The organism is Dietzia aurantiaca, from assembly GCF_021033825.1.
In the GTDB taxonomy this organism is placed as follows: domain Bacteria; phylum Actinomycetota; class Actinomycetes; order Mycobacteriales; family Mycobacteriaceae; genus Dietzia; species Dietzia aurantiaca.
This window is the reverse complement of record NZ_JAIFXZ010000002.1, coordinates 315,961-331,124: the sequence shown is the minus strand read 5'-3', so window position 1 is coordinate 331,124 and position 15,164 is coordinate 315,961. Positions and strand designations below refer to the sequence as shown.

13 protein-coding genes and 1 tRNA gene are annotated in these 15,164 nt (G+C 70.3%); 8 read left to right on the top strand and 6 right to left on the bottom strand.

The window, feature by feature from the left end:
* Positions 1-53 precede the first annotated feature (53 nt).
* Both K3888_RS04125 and K3888_RS04120 read right to left on the bottom strand, forming a co-directional pair.
* Positions 54-758 (bottom strand): histidine phosphatase family protein, encoded by a 705-nt coding sequence (locus K3888_RS04125; RefSeq protein WP_230928951.1) that lies wholly within the window; start codon positions 756-758, stop codon positions 54-56.
* 41 nt (positions 759-799) lie between these two features.
* Entirely contained in the window at positions 800-1,645 is an 846-nt protein-coding gene (locus K3888_RS04120) for an undecaprenyl-diphosphate phosphatase (protein WP_230929088.1), read from the bottom strand.
* A 186-nt stretch (positions 1,646-1,831) separates the two neighbouring features.
* Between K3888_RS04120 and K3888_RS04115 the strand changes: the two genes are divergently transcribed.
* Both K3888_RS04115 and K3888_RS04110 read left to right on the top strand, forming a co-directional pair.
* Positions 1,832-2,860 carry a YncE family protein gene (locus K3888_RS04115; protein WP_230928950.1) on the top strand — a complete coding sequence of 343 codons (1,029 nt, stop codon included), beginning with the start codon at positions 1,832-1,834 and terminating at the stop codon, positions 2,858-2,860.
* Positions 2,861-2,897: 37 nt separating this feature from the next.
* Entirely contained in the window at positions 2,898-3,977 is a 1,080-nt protein-coding gene (locus tag K3888_RS04110) for a quinone-dependent dihydroorotate dehydrogenase (protein ID WP_230928949.1), read from the top strand.
* Between the two features lie 26 nt (positions 3,978-4,003).
* Here the strand turns inward: K3888_RS04110 and K3888_RS04105 are convergent, their stop codons facing one another.
* Positions 4,004-4,546: a YbhB/YbcL family Raf kinase inhibitor-like protein gene (locus K3888_RS04105; protein ID WP_230928948.1), complete on the bottom strand. Its 543-nt coding sequence runs from the start codon at positions 4,544-4,546 to the stop codon at positions 4,004-4,006.
* 190 nt (positions 4,547-4,736) lie between these two features.
* Between K3888_RS04105 and K3888_RS04100 the strand changes: the two genes are divergently transcribed.
* The 4 genes from K3888_RS04100 (at position 4,737) to K3888_RS04085 (ending at position 8,054) form a co-directional block, all read left to right on the top strand.
* Positions 4,737-4,822: transfer RNA gene (locus K3888_RS04100), tRNA-Leu, on the top strand.
* Positions 4,823-5,008: 186 nt separating this feature from the next.
* On the top strand, positions 5,009-6,457 hold the full coding sequence (locus tag K3888_RS04095; protein ID WP_230928947.1) for an SDR family oxidoreductase: 1,449 nt from the start codon (positions 5,009-5,011) through the stop codon (positions 6,455-6,457).
* Complete coding sequence (locus K3888_RS04090; RefSeq protein ID WP_230928946.1) at positions 6,451-6,972, top strand: mycothiol transferase; 522 nt, start codon at positions 6,451-6,453, stop codon at positions 6,970-6,972. The genes K3888_RS04095 and K3888_RS04090 overlap by 7 nt, the downstream gene beginning before the upstream one ends.
* A complete protein-coding gene (locus K3888_RS04085) occupies positions 6,969-8,054 on the top strand; it encodes a nucleoside hydrolase (protein WP_230928945.1) in 1,086 nt (361 codons plus the stop codon). The genes K3888_RS04090 and K3888_RS04085 overlap by 4 nt, the downstream gene beginning before the upstream one ends.
* Before the next feature lie 17 nt (positions 8,055-8,071).
* On the opposite strand, the gene K3888_RS04080 is transcribed toward K3888_RS04085, so the two are convergent.
* A complete protein-coding gene (locus K3888_RS04080; RefSeq protein WP_230928944.1) occupies positions 8,072-9,109 on the bottom strand; it encodes an NAD(P)/FAD-dependent oxidoreductase in 1,038 nt (345 codons plus the stop codon).
* Between the two features lie 167 nt (positions 9,110-9,276).
* Here K3888_RS04080 and K3888_RS04075 point away from each other — a divergent pair, with 167 nt between their 5' ends.
* Both K3888_RS04075 and K3888_RS04070 read left to right on the top strand, forming a co-directional pair.
* Complete coding sequence (locus K3888_RS04075; RefSeq protein ID WP_230928943.1) at positions 9,277-10,710, top strand: acyltransferase family protein; 1,434 nt, start codon at positions 9,277-9,279, stop codon at positions 10,708-10,710.
* Positions 10,711-10,833: 123 nt separating this feature from the next.
* A complete protein-coding gene (locus tag K3888_RS04070) occupies positions 10,834-11,628 on the top strand; it encodes a class I SAM-dependent methyltransferase (protein ID WP_230928942.1) in 795 nt (264 codons plus the stop codon).
* Between the two features lie 144 nt (positions 11,629-11,772).
* Here K3888_RS04070 and meaB read toward each other — a convergent pair whose 3' ends face one another.
* Together meaB and scpA are read right to left on the bottom strand one after the other, a co-directional pair.
* Positions 11,773-12,792, bottom strand: coding sequence for a methylmalonyl Co-A mutase-associated GTPase MeaB (gene meaB / locus K3888_RS04065; RefSeq protein WP_230928941.1), 1,020 nt, complete (start codon positions 12,790-12,792; stop codon positions 11,773-11,775).
* 80 nt (positions 12,793-12,872) lie between these two features.
* Entirely contained in the window at positions 12,873-15,164 is a 2,292-nt protein-coding gene (gene scpA, locus K3888_RS04060; protein WP_230928940.1) for a methylmalonyl-CoA mutase, read from the bottom strand.

Here is a 15,164-nt window from a genome sequence, read left to right as displayed (position 1 = left end):
CGGTCGTCTCCTCGTGTCGGTGTGTGGATCTGTGCGGGTGGTGGTGCGGTTCATCAGGGTACGTTCCCGCCCGGCACGGCATCGGATTCAGAGTGCCCGTCGGTCGGGGTGCCCACGTGTCCAGCCGGGTCGCCGTGAAGACCGGTCAGGTCGCCGCCGGTGTCGTTGACCCGGAGCACGAACGGGCGATGCGGGGTGTACCGCACCACCGAGAGGGACGCCGGCTCCACGACGATCCGTTGGAACTGGTCCAGGTGCATCCCGTACGCGTCGGCCAGGACCGACTTGATCACGTCGCCGTGGCTGCAGGCCACCCACAGCACATCCCTGCCTGCCTGCTCGGCGAGGTGCCGGTCATGGCGACGGACGGCGTCGACGGCCCTGGTCGCCATGGCCGCCAGCGACTCGCCCCGCGGGAACACCGCGGACGAGGGATGCTGCTGTACCACCGACCACATGTGTTCGGAGGCGAGTTCCTTGAGCGGCCGCCCGGTCCAACTCCCGTAGTCGACCTCGGTCAGACCGTCCTCGATCACGGGATCCAGACCGAGGGCGCCGGCGAGCGGTTCTACCGTCTGGCGGCATCGCATGAGCGGGGATCGGACGATCGCCCCGACCGGGAGTCCGGACAACCGACCGCCGAGCTCGGTCGCCTGGGCGAGGCCCGTCTCGTCGAGTCCGACCCCCGGCGTCCGCCCGGCGAGAGTGAGCGCGGTGTTGGCGGTGGAGCGGCCGTGCCGGAGCAGGATGACGGTCATAGGAGGCAGATTACCGACGCGGCATCGATCAGGCGGTCACGTCAGGTCGCGGGGATGGTGCCGGTGGCGAGCAGGCCCATGACCAGCAGGCCGAGAATGATGCGGTAGCCCGCGAACCACGCCAGCGAGTGCTTCTGGACGAAACGCAGGAGCCAGGCGATCGCGGCGTAACCGATGACGAAAGCGATCGCCGAGCCGACCAGTAGCTGGACGGCGCTCGCCGACTGTCCGACCGACGGCTCGAACGCGTCCGGAAGACTGAACAGCCCCGAGGCGAGCACGGCGGGAATGGCGAGGAGGAACGAGAACCTCGCCGCCGCCTCGCGGGACATGCCCAGGAACAGACCGGCGGAGATGGTGCCGCCCGAGCGGCTCACCCCCGGGATGAGCGCGAGGCATTGGGCCAGGCCCATCACGATCGCGTCCTTCATCTTCAACCCGGCAAGGGACTTTCCGTCGACGGGACGGTTCTGCCTGCCGACCTTCTCCGCGAGGAGGAACACGAAGGAGAAGAGGATCAACACGATCGCGGTGATCCAGAGGTTCCGCGCGGCGTCCCGGATGAGGTCCTTGCCGACGAACCCGATGATCGCGATCGGGATCGAACCCACGATGACGAACCACCCGAGGCGATAGTCCGGGTCGTCGCGACGCGACGAGTCGAACAACCCTCGGAACCACGCCACGAGGATTCGGACGATGTCCTTGAAGAAGAAGACGAGGACCGCGGCCTCGGTGCCCAGCTGCACCACCGCGGTGAACGACGCTCCGGCGTCGGCCCCGAACCACCAGGTCGAGAAGATCCGGAGGTGGCCGGAGGAGGAGACGGGGAGGAACTCGGTGAGTCCCTGGAGCGCTGACAGCACGATGACCTGGATCCAGGACATGCCTTCCAGCGTCGGTGCGGCGAGGACCGTTGTGTTCACGGTGCGGCTCTTTCTCCTAGAGGTCGGGCATGGGCGGGGTCACGACGCACACGTGTGCCGGTCGCACGCCGTGAGGGTAGTCGCCCGGCCCTGATCGGCGCCTGGTGACCTGCGTGGTGGACAATAGAGCGCGTCGAAAGGAACACCGTGACCCGTCGTGTCCTCCGCCGATCAGGCGTGCCCGCCGCACTTCTCGCGCTCGTTGTGGGGCTCTCCGCCTGCTCGTCCGCAACCAGCCAGCTCGAGGAGGGTCAGCTCGCCCAGGGCAGCGCGGCTCCGGCGGAGTCCCCGCAGGTCTTCGAACCCGAGGGCGGAGAGCTCGTTCCGGTCCCGGGATCGGTCCGGGCGGTCGTGGCGGTCGGTGATCGGGTCGCCGTCCAGTCGCAGACCGGGCGCGACCTCCAGATCGGCCGTGTCGACGGCACCAGGTGGATCCCCGAGCACTCCGTCGAACTCCCCGCGGACGCGGGTACCGCCACCGGGGGTGACGACGGGTCGTTCGTCGTCCCCTACCCCGACGGCGTCGTGGTGGTCTCCCCGGAGGGGCGGTCGAGGCAGATATCCGGGATTGGGCCTGTCACCGCCGCTGCGGTCACGCAGGAGGGGAAGCTGATCACGGGCACCGCAGAGGGGGAGGTGGTGATCCGCGACGCCGAGGGCGTCGAGGAGACGCGGCTCGAGGGTCTGACCTCGGTGGACTCACTCACCGTGGCACGGGACGGGTCGGTCACCGCACTGAGTCGTACGGACACCGTGATCGCCTCGATCGACCCGTCCGAGGAGGTCGCGGGCCCGCTGCTGCGGGCCGGACGCGGGGCCGGGATGATGAGCGACCTCGGGGAGGGGTCCCTGGTCGCCTCCGACACCGTGGGGAACACGCTCCTGGTCTATTCGACCTCCCCGGTGCGGCTCCATCAACAGTTCCCCGTCGGGGCTGCTCCGTGGGCGGTCGCCGAGGACCCCTCCCGGTCCGTCGTGTGGGTCACCTCTACCGGGACCAACACGGTCCAGGCGTACGATCTCGGCGACGGGATCGGTGTGCTTCGCGCGGAGATCCCGACGGTGCGCCAGCCCGAGGCCCTGGCGGTCACCGACTCCGGCACCGTGGTGGTGGGGTCCGCGGATGGCGCCGGGCTCCACCTGATCCGTCCGAACCTGGCCGGCCCGGCCGGCTGACCTTCGCCGACCGCAGACGTCTCACCTGAGGAGAACCGTGTACGCGCTGCTCAAGAAGCTGCTGTTCCGCTTTCCCGCGGAGCGGATCCACCACCTGGTGTTCGGTCTGATCAAACTCCTGACGCTGATCCCGCCGCTCGGGTCCCTTGTCCGGCGGATCCTCGGGGTGCGCGACCCTGTTCTCTCGCAGGAGGTGCTCGGCCGCACCTTCCCCGGCCCGCTAGGGCTGGCCGCCGGGTTCGACAAGAACGCTGCCGCAGTCGATTCCTGGGGCGCGATCGGGTTCGGGTTCAGTGAGGTCGGCACCGTCACGGCCTCCGCCCAGCCCGGCAATCCCGCCCCCCGTCTGTTCCGGCTGGCGGAGGACCGCGCGATCCTCAACCGGATGGGGTTCAACAACCACGGGGCCGGAAACGCGGCCAACAACCTGCGCCGACGACGCAGCAGCGATCCCGTGGGCATCAACATAGGCAAGACGAAGGTCGTCCCCGCGCAGGACGCGGTGCGTGACTACGTCGCCTCCGCGACCATGCTCACCGGGCTCGCCGACTACCTGGTCGTCAACGTCAGTTCCCCCAACACGCCCGGACTGCGGGACCTGCAGGCCGTCGAATCGCTGCGGCCCATCCTCGCGGCGGTACGCGACGTGGCGACGATTCCGGTCCTGGTGAAGATCGCTCCCGATCTCGACGACCGGGACATCGACTCGGTGACCGATCTCGTTTTGGAACTGGGTCTGTCCGGGATCGTCGCGACCAACACCACGATCTCGCGCGACGGGCTGCGCACGCGCGCGACAGACGTCGAGGCGCTGGGCGCCGGCGGCATCTCCGGGGCACCCGTCGCCGCACGCTCGCGTGAGGTGCTCTCGCGCATCTACTCCCGGGCCGGCGGCAGGATCGTCATCATCTCCGTGGGCGGGGTCGAGACGCCGGAGGACGTCTGGGATCGGATCACCCACGGTGCGGATCTCGTGCAGACCTACACGGGATTCATCTTCACCGGCCCGTCACTGCTGTGGGGGTCCAGCCGCCTGGTGGCACGACGCCTCCGCCAGGGCGGGTACAGCTCCCTGGCGGAGGCGGTCGGGTCGGCCGTGCGCTCCGGGCCCAGCTGATCGCTGAGCCCGCGCAGCGCGCCGTCTTACTGCTCGTAGAGCGCGGTGGTGGTTCCGCGGGCGAGGCCCTGGCCGAACAGATTGAAGCCGAGGAAGGCGCACGAGGCGTCATCGCCGAGTTCGATCACGTCCCCCACCGCATGGACGGCGAGGATGTAGCGGTGCGGTCCGTGGCCGGCCGGGGGCGCCGCACCCACGAAGCCCTTGAAGCCCGCGTCGTTGCGCAGCACGACGGCCCCCTCCGGCAGCCCCGAGACGTCGCCCGCGGTGCACGCCCCCTCCGGGAGGGACGTCACGTCCGCCGGGATGTTGGCCACGGCCCAGTGCCAGAATCCGGAGGCCGTCGGTGCGTCCGGGTCGAAGACGGTCACGGCGTAGCTCTTCGTGCCCTCGGGGCCTGCACTCCAACTCACCTGGGGTGACTTGTCCGCACCTCCCTCCACGCCCATGACGCCGCCCAGCTGCGCCGGTGCGAGGGTGGCGCCCTCGGCGTAGGACTCGCTGTTCACCTCCAACAACGGCAGATCCGGTAGTGCGAGGTAGGGATCGGGCACACGGAACTCGGTCATCGTCATCCTCCTGAATCGGACTCCACCGGAGGGTGTCCTCCAGCCGGTCACGTCCCTGTCTACCAGCGATGACCGGGACGCGCCGGGAGGATCCGGCGCCCGATTTGGTCAGCGGATCAGGCATCGGCTAATGTCATTCCTCGCACGGCCAAGGCGGGGAGATCCCCGCACCGGCGGAGCAGGTGTGCAAGCGCGAGTGGCGGAATGGCAGACGCGCTAGCTTGAGGTGCTAGTGTCCTATTAACGGACGTGGGGGTTCAAGTCCCCCCTCGCGCACACTGTGTCGAGACAGTAGAAGGGCCCCGGATCCGATTGGATCCGGGGCCCGCTCTCGTTTCGAGGGGATTCCCGGGCTGCGGCTCACGGGGACGTGGCAACACCGGTGTAGGACCGGAGTGACGGGGGCCGCACCCGCGGCGCTCGGTTTAGGGTCCGGCGACGTGGTCGTCGTACCGTGTCCTGGTGACCGGCATCGATCCAGACGACTTCGACACCTTCCTACAGGTCCTCGACCAGGCGGCGGCGCTCGACGTCGATCATCCCGACTCGATCCGCGTGCAGCGGTCGGTGGGCCACATGTTCAAGCTCCTCAAGAAGACCCGACGCTCCGAGGTGCGCCGCGCACGTCAGGAGGCCGACAAGGCGGTCATCGAGGCCACCGCGACCGGCTCGCCCACCCGCATCGACGACGAGACGGCCGGTATCCGCCTCGTCTCCACCACCCCGGGCGCCGTCGCGGGCCATCTGCAGCGCGCGATGGCCTGCTACGTCTGCAAGCAGCGCTTCACCCGCGTCGACGCCTTTTATCACCAGCTGTGTCCCGACTGCGCTGCCGCCAACCGGGCCCGGCGCGACCCGGCGATGAACCTGACCGGGCGGCGCGCGCTGCTCACCGGTGGTCGTGCGAAGATCGGCATGTACATCGCGCTGATGCTGCTGCGCGCTGGTGCGGACGTCACCATCACCACCCGCTTCCCCCGCGACGCGGTGCGCCGTTTCGCGAAGATGGACGACTACGCGGACTGGGCCGACCGGATCCACGTGATGGGCGTGGACCTGCGTGACCCGGCGCAGGTGGTGGCGCTGGCCGACGAGGTCGCCGCCGCCGGACCGCTGGACATCCTCATCAACAACGCGGCGCAGACGGTGCGCCGCTCCCCCGGCTCCTACTCCGGACTCGTGGAGGGTGAGAAGGCGCCGCTGACCGGCCGGGCCGCGGACATTCCCATGGTGACGATGGGACGCACCTCCGAGCTCCACCCCGCCGCCCTCATGGGTGGCGAATCGGCCCTCATCGGCAGCGCGGAGGCCGAACGGGAGGCCGACCACATCGCGACCCTCGCGCTACAGGCCGGGTCGTCGTCCCTCGAGCGGATGGCCGCGGGCACGGCCATCGACGCGGGCGGGCTCCTGCCGGACGTGGTGGACCACAACAGCTGGGTGGCGACCGTCGAGCAGGTCGAGCCGATGGAGATGCTCGAGGTGCAGCTGTGCAACTCGGTGGCGCCGTTCATCCTCGTCTCCCGCCTTCGCCCCGCGATGGCGGCGTCGAAGGCGCGGCGCAAGTACGTCGTCAACGTCTCGGCGATGGAGGGCCAGTTCTCGCGCCGCTACAAGGGGGCCGGCCACCCGCACACGAACATGGCCAAGGCGGGCCTGAACATGCTCACCCGCACGTCCGCGGAGGAGATGTTCGCCGAGCACGGCATCCTCATGACCGCCGTCGACACCGGCTGGATCACCGACGAGCGCCCGCACGTGACCAAGGTCCGCCTGCACGAAGAGGGCTTCCACGCGCCCCTGGACCTGGTCGACGGCGCCGCGCGCGTGGTCGACCCGATCGTGCGCGGCGAGGCCGGCGAGGACCTGTACGGCTGCTTCCTCAAGGACTTCGAGCCGAGCCCGTGGTGAGCGTGGACCCCGCTGCCGCCGCCGCGCACCTGGTGCTCGGCGCCGAGGTCGTCCCGGGCATCCGGTCCGCTATCGCCGACCTCGGTGGGGACGGGCCCGGCACGCTGGTCCACGTGGCGCCGACGGGCCCCGGGTCGAGGTGGCCGTCGAACAGCGCAGCCACCCTCGTCCACCACCTGTGCGGGGTGGTCACCTCGTGGGGCGCGGCCTGCCTGGGCGCCGAGGAGGTCGTCCGTGACCGGGCCGCGGAGTTCGAGTTCGCCGGGCCGGTGGGGCCGGAGCTGGACCGGCTCGCCGATCTGGTGGACCGGCTGCCCGGATGGGCGGCGGCCGCCCGCGACCGCGGGACCCTTGCGCACCCCACGGGGACGGCGTTCGACGTGGAGGCCGCGCGCCGGGCGGGGACGCTGACCGTCGACTGGGTGCTCGCGCACATCCTGCACGACGTCGCCGGGCACCTGGGACACCTCGAGGTGACGCGGGACGTGCTGCTGGACCGCGCGCCGGGCCCGTGAGCCGGCCCCCGACCCCGGTCCTGCTCGACTGCGACCCCGGCATCGACGACGCGCTGGCGATCGCCTACCTCGTGGCCGAGCACCTGGCCGGGCGTATCGAACTGGTCGGCGTGGTCTGTACGGCCGGCAACGTGGGGCTCGACGACACCGTGGCCAATGCGCTGGCGTGGCTGGACCTGGCCGGTGCTCCCCCGCTTCCGGTCTGCGCTGGTGCGGCCGGTGCGATCGCCGTCCCGCACGTGTTCACGCCCGAGACGCACGGCCCCCGCGGTGCGGGGTACGCCGTTCTCGAGGTCGGGACCGGGGCGGAGACGGCGACGAAGGCGACGACGGGAGCGCCTGGAATGACGACGACGACGAGGCGCGCCGATCCCCGCGACGGAGCCGAGCTCTGGGTGGACGCCGCACGCGCTCACTCCGGCGAGCTTGTGGCGATCGTGACCGGCCCCTCGTCCACGCTGGCCAGCGCGCTGGCGGCGGAACCCGCGTTGCCCGGACTGGTGGGCGACCTGGTGGTGATGGGCGGCACGTTCCGTGGCCATCCGGGCAACACGACTCCCGTCAGCGAATGGAACGTGGACGTCGACCCGGAAGCGGCCGACGCGGTGTCTCTGGCCTGGGAGGACGCTAACAACGCTCACGCACGCGTCCGGGGGCCGCTGTGGTGCGGGTTGAACCTCACCGAGCGGGCGGTGTGGACGCCGGAGCGGTCCGCGCGACTGGTCGCGGCGGCGGACACGTCATTGACGCGGGCGTTGGCCGAGGCGCTGCGGTTCTACTTCGAGTTCCACGAGTCCGTGGGCGAGGGGTACCTGGCGCAGGTGCACGACCCGTTCGTGGCCTGGCTGGCCCTGCATCCGGACGCGGTCGAGTCCGTACCGGCGAGCGTGCGGGTGGAGTGCCGCGGTAAGCACACACGCGGGATGACCGTCGAGGACCGGCGCGGTCACCGTGGGCGGGCGCCCAGCGCGCGGATCGCGACCGACGTGCGCACGCCGGGTGGCCCGAGCGCGGTGCTGGACGACATCTGCGCGGCGATCGCCTCGCTCGCCGGGTCGGGCTCGACGGGCGGACCGGGCTGAGTCAGTCGGTCGGCCTGTCAGTTGGTCGGCCTGGTGAAGTTCCGTGTCGGAGGCGCCGGGTTGGGGACGTCGGCGACGGTCGCGTGCCCGCGCAGTGAGGTCGCGCACGCCACGCCGGCCGCGGCGCCGGTGCCCACGGCAATCGGTACCAGCTGCAGTCCGGTCACGATATCGCCGGCGGCGTACACGCCGTCGACGCTGGTCAGTTGCAGCGCGTTGACGACCAGCCCGCCCTCGTCGTCCGTCTCGCAGCCCAGGGACGTGGCGAGTTCATTGGTCGGGTGATGCGCGTAGGAGAAGAACACCCTCGACCCCGCGATCACCCTTCCGTCGGCGAGCCGCACACCGTCCAGTGCGTCCGGTTCCCCGACCAGTTCGCGCGCGACGCCGTCGATCACCTCGATCTGGTGCTCGGCGCAGGCCGCGCGCTGATCGTCGTCGAAGGACGGGTCGGAGTCGCTCTCGGTGATGATCACGACCTCGGAGGCCCAGTCCAACAGTTCGGACGCATACGCGGGTATGTGTGCGCCGGCGCCGAGCACGATGACCCGCCGGCCCGCAGCTGTGAGGCCGTCACAGGCCGGGCAGTGGTGCACGTCGACCCCGTAGTGCTCGTCGATACCCGCGATGTCGGGCAGTCGGTCGCGCACCCCGGTGGCGAGGACGATCCGCTTGGCGGTCACGATGAACTGACCATCACCGTCAGAGGGGGCGATCCGGGCGACGAACCGGTCGTCGGAGTCCTTGATCAGACTGGTGACGGCCCCGCCGAGCCGGCGGACCGTCGGGTACTCGTCGAGACCTGTGTTGATGTCGGTGTAGAACTCGGCCGGAGTGGTGGGGCCGGTGCCGAGCATGCCGTGGATTCGCCGGGCCGAGAGATTCCGCTGAGCCCCGGCATCGACGAGCACGGTCGAGCGCTGGTACCGGCCCACCCAGGTGGCAGCGGACACCCCGGCCGGCCCGCCGCCCCCCACGAGAACGTCCACGGCGTCGGCCACCGCGTCGCTCGTGCCGGTAACGCCACGGTCGGCCTCGCCGGAGTCGTCGGTCATGGGCACTCCGATCTGGGGAGGGGTGTTGCCACCCTAGCGGGTGGCCGCCGGGCGGAACTAGAACCGGTGTTAGGCTCCTGCGGATGTGCCGGGCGGCCTGTGGAGGTGCCCGGGCGCTGGCGTCGTCGCACTTCGCCGTCGTCCCCTTCACCGCCCCGGGAGAGTCCATGAGGTCCGTCGCCGCCGCTCTGATCATCGTCGCGGGCGGGGCGTTCGCTGCCGGGGTCTCCACCCGGCGCGCGGCGGTGGTCCGGGGTGAAGTGGAGCCGCTGACGGCCTCGGTGCGAACAGCCGTGACGAACGCGAGAGAGAGCGTCCGCGGGTCCGTGCGACGCCGGGTGCGGCAGCGGGCGGAGTCGGCGGTGCCCGCGGCCGGGCCCCGCGTGGCGACGTCAGGCGGAGTCGGCCCGGCGACGCCGATCGCGGGCTCGTGGCGGCCTGTGACCGAGCAGGGGAAGACGGGCTCGGCATCGCGGCGGCCCGCGGGCGCCCGTGGCTTCGTGCCCGCACTCGAGGGCATCCGGGGCCTGGCTGCAGTGGGGGTGCTGACCACCCACGTCGCGTTCGTCACCCGGTCGTCCTCGGGGTCGCCACTCAAGCGCGTCTTCGGGCGTCTGGACCTCGCGGTGGCGGTGTTCTTCGCCAAATCAGGATTCCTCCTGTGGCGCACCCACGCCTCCCATGCCCGTCGGGACGAGCCCGGGACGGCCCGGCCGACCAGAGAGTATCTACGCTCCCGGTTGGTCCGGATCATGCCCGCGTACGTGGTGCTGGTGGCCGCCGCGATGCTGTTGCTCAAGCAGAACCACGTCAACGGCCCCACCTCTTGGCTGGTAAACCTCACCCTCACGCAGATCTACACCTCCGAGTTCCTGGTCGCCGGGTTGACCCACGCCTGGTCCCTGGCCGTGGAGATGGCGTACTACCTCGCCTTCCCCGTCCTGTGGACCGCGATGAAGGGTCTGCGCGGCAACGCCGCCGGTTGGCGGATCCCCGTGATCGCGGCGTTCGGCGCATCCGGCCTGGTGTTCCCGATGCTCCCCTGGCACGGACTCGGAATTCTGCCGCCGTATGTCAACGAGCAGATCCTGCCGCCCGCGTTCACTGCATGGTTCGCCGCCGGCATGCTGCTGGCCGAGGTGGCGACTGCGCCTCCCGGAACCCTCGTCCGTCTCTGTCGTGACCGTCTGGCCCGGTGGGGCTGGTGGGTCGTCGGCGGTGCGGCACTGGTGGCCACCACCGTGCCGGCGTGGTTCTCCGAGGGCTTCGTCCACCCCGGCCCCGTCGAGTTCGCGGCGCGCACCGGGCTCGCGGGGGCGATGGCGTTCCTAGTGCTCGCGCCGGTGGTCCTGGCGCCGGAGGGCACGCGGTTCCCGGTATTGGAATCGGCGCCCCTGCAGAAGGTCGGCGCGTGGTCGTACGGGATCTTCCTGTGGCACCAGCTGGTCCTGCTGGCCTCGTTCCCCCTGACCCGTACGCCGTTGTGGGCCCGCCGGATGTCCGTCATCTGGCCGGTCACGGTGGCCGGTTCGCTCGCTGCGGGCGCGGCGAGTCACCGCTTCCTCGAGGAGCCCGCGCGTCGGGCACTCGAGCGTCGCTGAAGCGCCCCCCGATCTCGGACCTCCGCCGGTGAGGTTCACCTATCGCGATAACTATAGGTCAGGGTAGCCTTCCCTAAAGAAGGCCTGCCTTGGTGGGCGCTGACGCAGACGAAGGGACCTCCCATGACCTCCAGCCCGCCGCTCCCCCAGCACGAGCGCGACTCAGAGTCCGTCGCGGGCCACTGGCTTCTCGCCCGGGTGGGCAAGAAGGTCCTACGCCCCGGCGGCCGCGAGTTGTCGGAGTGGATGGTCCACGCATCCACGGTCACCGGCAAGCGCGTCGTCGAGTTCGCGCCGGGCCTGGGCCTGACCGCGTCGCTGCTGCTGGACGAGTCCCCGTCGTCCTACACGGGGGTCGACTCCGACCCGGAGGCCGTCGAGGTCACGCGTTCCGCCATTGGCGGACGGGGTGCCATGGTCGTGGCCTCCGCGCAGGAGACCGGCCTCGAGTCGGCGTCAGCCGACGTCGTGGTGGGCGAGGCGATGCTCACGATGCAGGGCGATTCGACCAAGAAGCAGATCGTGGACGAAGCCGCCCGTGTGCTCGACTCGGACGGCCGCTACCTCGTTCATGAGCTGTGTCTGGTTCCCGATGACCTGGACGACTCGATCAAGACCGAGATCCGCAAGGACCTGGCCCGGTCGATCCGCGTCAACGCACGCCCGCTCACCGTCTCGGAGTGGAGCGAACTGTTCGAGACAGCCGGATTCGAGGTGGAGGCCACCGAGCTCCGCCCCATGGCGCTGCTCCAGCCGCGGCGCATGCTCGCCGACGAGGGCGTCGTAGGCCTCGCCCGGATAGTTCGCAACCTCCTCCGTGACGCCGACGCCCGAAAGCGGGTGCTGGCGATGCGCAAGACCTTCACCACCCATGACGAGCACATCAGCGCTGTCGGGTTCGTCCTGCGCAAGCGCTGACCCGCCCCGCTGCCCCCGGCTCTGCTGCATACCGGGACTCATGGCACGCCGTGCATGCCAGCATTCCTCGCTGTGCGTGTTGTGTACAGGCGCTGGCGCGGATGCCAGGGGTGGGACGAGGCTCGACCGGAAACGTGCGCGCGGTCAGGAGTCGAACGCGTCGATGATCGCCTGGGCCGCCAGCGCCGCCGTGAGGGTGCCCTCGCGGACCTGCCTCTCCACGTCCGTGGCGGTCTTCCGCACGTCGGGATCGGCCTCGAGCCGCGCCATGAGCGTGTCGCGCACCATCGACCAGGTCCACTCGACCTGCTGCCGTGCACGACGGCCGGCCACCTCCCCGACCTTGTCCATCTCGGACTGATGCCGTTGCACGGCGTCCCAGAAACCGTCTAGTCCGTCTCCCTCGAGACCGGACATGGTGAGGACCGGGACCTTCCACACCGCATCGGCGGGGCGGACCAGCCGGAGCGCGGCGCCGAGTTCACGCGCGGCCCGCTGGGCGTCCTTGACGTGCGGTCCGTCGGCCTTGTTGACGGCCACCAGGTCCGCGAGCTCGAGCACGCCCTTCTTGATGCCCTGCAACTGGTCGCCGGTGCGCGCGAGGGTGAGGAACGTGAAGCAGTCGACCATTCCGGCGACGGTGACCTCGGACTGGCCCACGCCGACGGTCTCCACGAGGATCACGTCGAAACCGGCGGCCTCCAGCAGCACCATCGACTCCCGGGTCGCCTTGGCGACGCCGCCGAGGGTTCCCGACGTCGGAGACGGCCGGATGTAGGCGCGAGGCTCCGTGGAGAGCGTCGCCATCCGGGTCTTGTCCCCGAGGATCGAGCCACCGGTCCGGGTGGATGACGGGTCGACCGCCAGGACCGCGACCTTGTGTCCCTGCTCGACGAGGTACAACCCGAACGACTCGATGAACGTCGACTTGCCGACCCCCGGTACCCCGGTGATCCCGATCCGTAGCGCGCCGCCCGAGTGGGGCAAGGCCCCGAGCAGGAGTTGCTGCGCCTTCTCCCGGTGCGTCGGGTTGGTGGACTCGAGCAGCGTGATCGCCCGGGCCAGAGTCGGGCGGCGATCCTCGAGGACGCCCGCCAGCAGGGCGTCGACGTCGATCTCACGACGCGGGCGCGGACCGGTCGCCGCCGGGACCGGCCCGCGCACCGTACCGGTGCCCAGGGTGGTGGACAGACTGCCCGAGAGATTGCCCGACCCCGCGGGGTCGGGTCCGGAGCCGAGGCGGGTCAGGACCCCACCTCCGTGCCGGCCTCCTCGCCCGAGGCGGTCAGCTCGTGCCCGAGCTCGCCCGCCAGCGAACCGAGCAACTCGATCGCGGCCTCCGCGATCACGGTTCCGGGCGGGTAGATCGCGGCCGCGCCGGCATCGTAGAGCTCCTGGAAGTCGCCCGGTGGGATGACACCACCGACGGTGACCATGATGTCCTCACGGCCCACCTCGGCCAGCGCCGCGCGCAGCGCCGGGACCAGCGTGAGGTGGCCGGCGGCAAGCGAGGACACACCCACGACGTGGACGTCGGCGTCGGCGGCCTGCTGGGCCACCTCCTCCGGTGTCTGGAACAGGGGGCCCATGTCCACGTCGAAGCCGAGGTCGGCGAACGCGGTGCCCACGACCTTCTGGCCGCGGTCGTGGCCGTCCTGACCCATCTTCGCCAGCAGGATGCGGGGACGGCGTCCCTCCTGCTCGGCGAAGGAGTCGGCCATCTGCATGGCCCGGGTGACGTTGTCCACGGCGCCCTCCTTGGTGACCTCCTGCCGGTACACACCGGACAGGGTCTTGATCTCGGCCTTGTGTCGACCGTAGACCTTCTCGAGAGCGTCCGAGATCTCACCGATACTGGCCTGGGCCCGGGCGGCGTCGATCGCGAGCGCGAGCAGGTTGTTCTCGAGGTCGCTGCTGGGGCCGCCCGAGGCGGCCTCGGTCAGGCGGGCGAGGGCGGCCTGGCAGGCCTGCTCGTCGCGCTGCGCACGGAGCTTCTCGAGCTTGGCGACCTGCTCGGCGCGCACCCGGGAGTTCTCGACCTTGAGGACCTCGATCTCCTGGTCCTCGTCGACGACGTACTTGTTGACGCCGATGACCGGCTGGCGGCCGGAGTCGATACGGGCCTGCGTGCGGGCCGCGGCCTCCTCGATACGCAGCTTGGGGATGCCCTCCCCGATCGCCTGCGCCATGCCGCCGGCCTCTTCGATCTCGAGGAGATGGAGCCGGGCCTTGTCGGCGAGCTGAGCCGTGAGCCACTCGATGTAGTAGGAGCCCGCCCACGGGTCGATCGGCCGGGTGGTGTTCGACTCCTGCTGCAGGAGCAGCTGGGTGTTGCGGGCGATTCGTGCGGAGAAGTCGGTCGGCAGCGCGAGCGCCTCGTCAAGGGCGTTGGTGTGCAGAGACTGCGTGTGGCCCTGCGTGGAGGCCATCGCCTCGATCGCCGTGCGGGCGACGTTGTTGAACACGTCCTGGGCGGTCAGCGACCAGCCGGAGGTCTGCGAGTGGGTACGCAGCGACTTGGACTTCTCATTCTTCGGACCGAACTTCTCGACGAGCTCGCTCCACAGCAGGCGGCCGGCACGCAGCTTGGCGATCTCCATCGAGAAGTTCATACCGATGGCCCAGAAGAAGGACAGCCGCGGCGCGAACTTGTCGATGTCGAGTCCGGCCTCGAGCCCGGCGCGGATGTACTCGACACCGTCGGCCAGCGTGTACGCGAGCTCGAGGTCGGCCGTCGCCCCGGCCTCCTGGATGTGGTAGCCGGAGATCGAGATCGAGTTGAACCGCGGCATCTTCTGCGAGGTGTACGCGAAGATGTCCGAGATGATCCGCATCGACGGCTTGGGCGGGTAGATGTAGGTGTTGCGGACCATGAACTCCTTGAGGATGTCGTTCTGGATGGTCCCCGCGAGCTGCTCCGGCGTCACCCCCTGCTCCTCTGCCGCCACGACGTAGAACGCCAGGATCGGTAGCACCGCGCCGTTCATCGTCATGGACACCGACACCGCCGACAGGTCGATGCCGTCGAACAGCTCACGCATGTCGAGGATGGAGTCGATCGCGACGCCGGCCATACCGACATCGCCCGCCACGCGCGGGTGATCGGAGTCGTAGCCACGGTGTGTGGCCAGGTCGAACGCGACCGACAGGCCCTTCTGGCCGGCGGCCAGGTTGCGACGATAGAAGGCGTTGGACTCTGCGGCGGTGGAGAAGCCCGCGTACTGGCGGATCGTCCACGGCTGGTTGACGTACATCGACGGGTACGGCCCGCGCAGGAACGGGGCGGCGCCGGGCACGGTGTCCAGCGGGAAGGGGGTGACCTCGTCGCCTGCGGCCTCCTCGGTCGCGGCGCCGGCCGTGCCCTTCTCCACGCCGTCACGGTCGGCCTTGGTGTACACGCGCTTGACGTCGATGCCCTCCGGGGTCTCCCAGTGTGCGTCTGCGGCGACGCCGCCCTCGACCGCGGTGCCCGCGGCCTCGGTGTCGGCGGCGGCCTCGCGGAGGGGGGCGGTGCTGAAATCGGGGAAGGTCGTCAT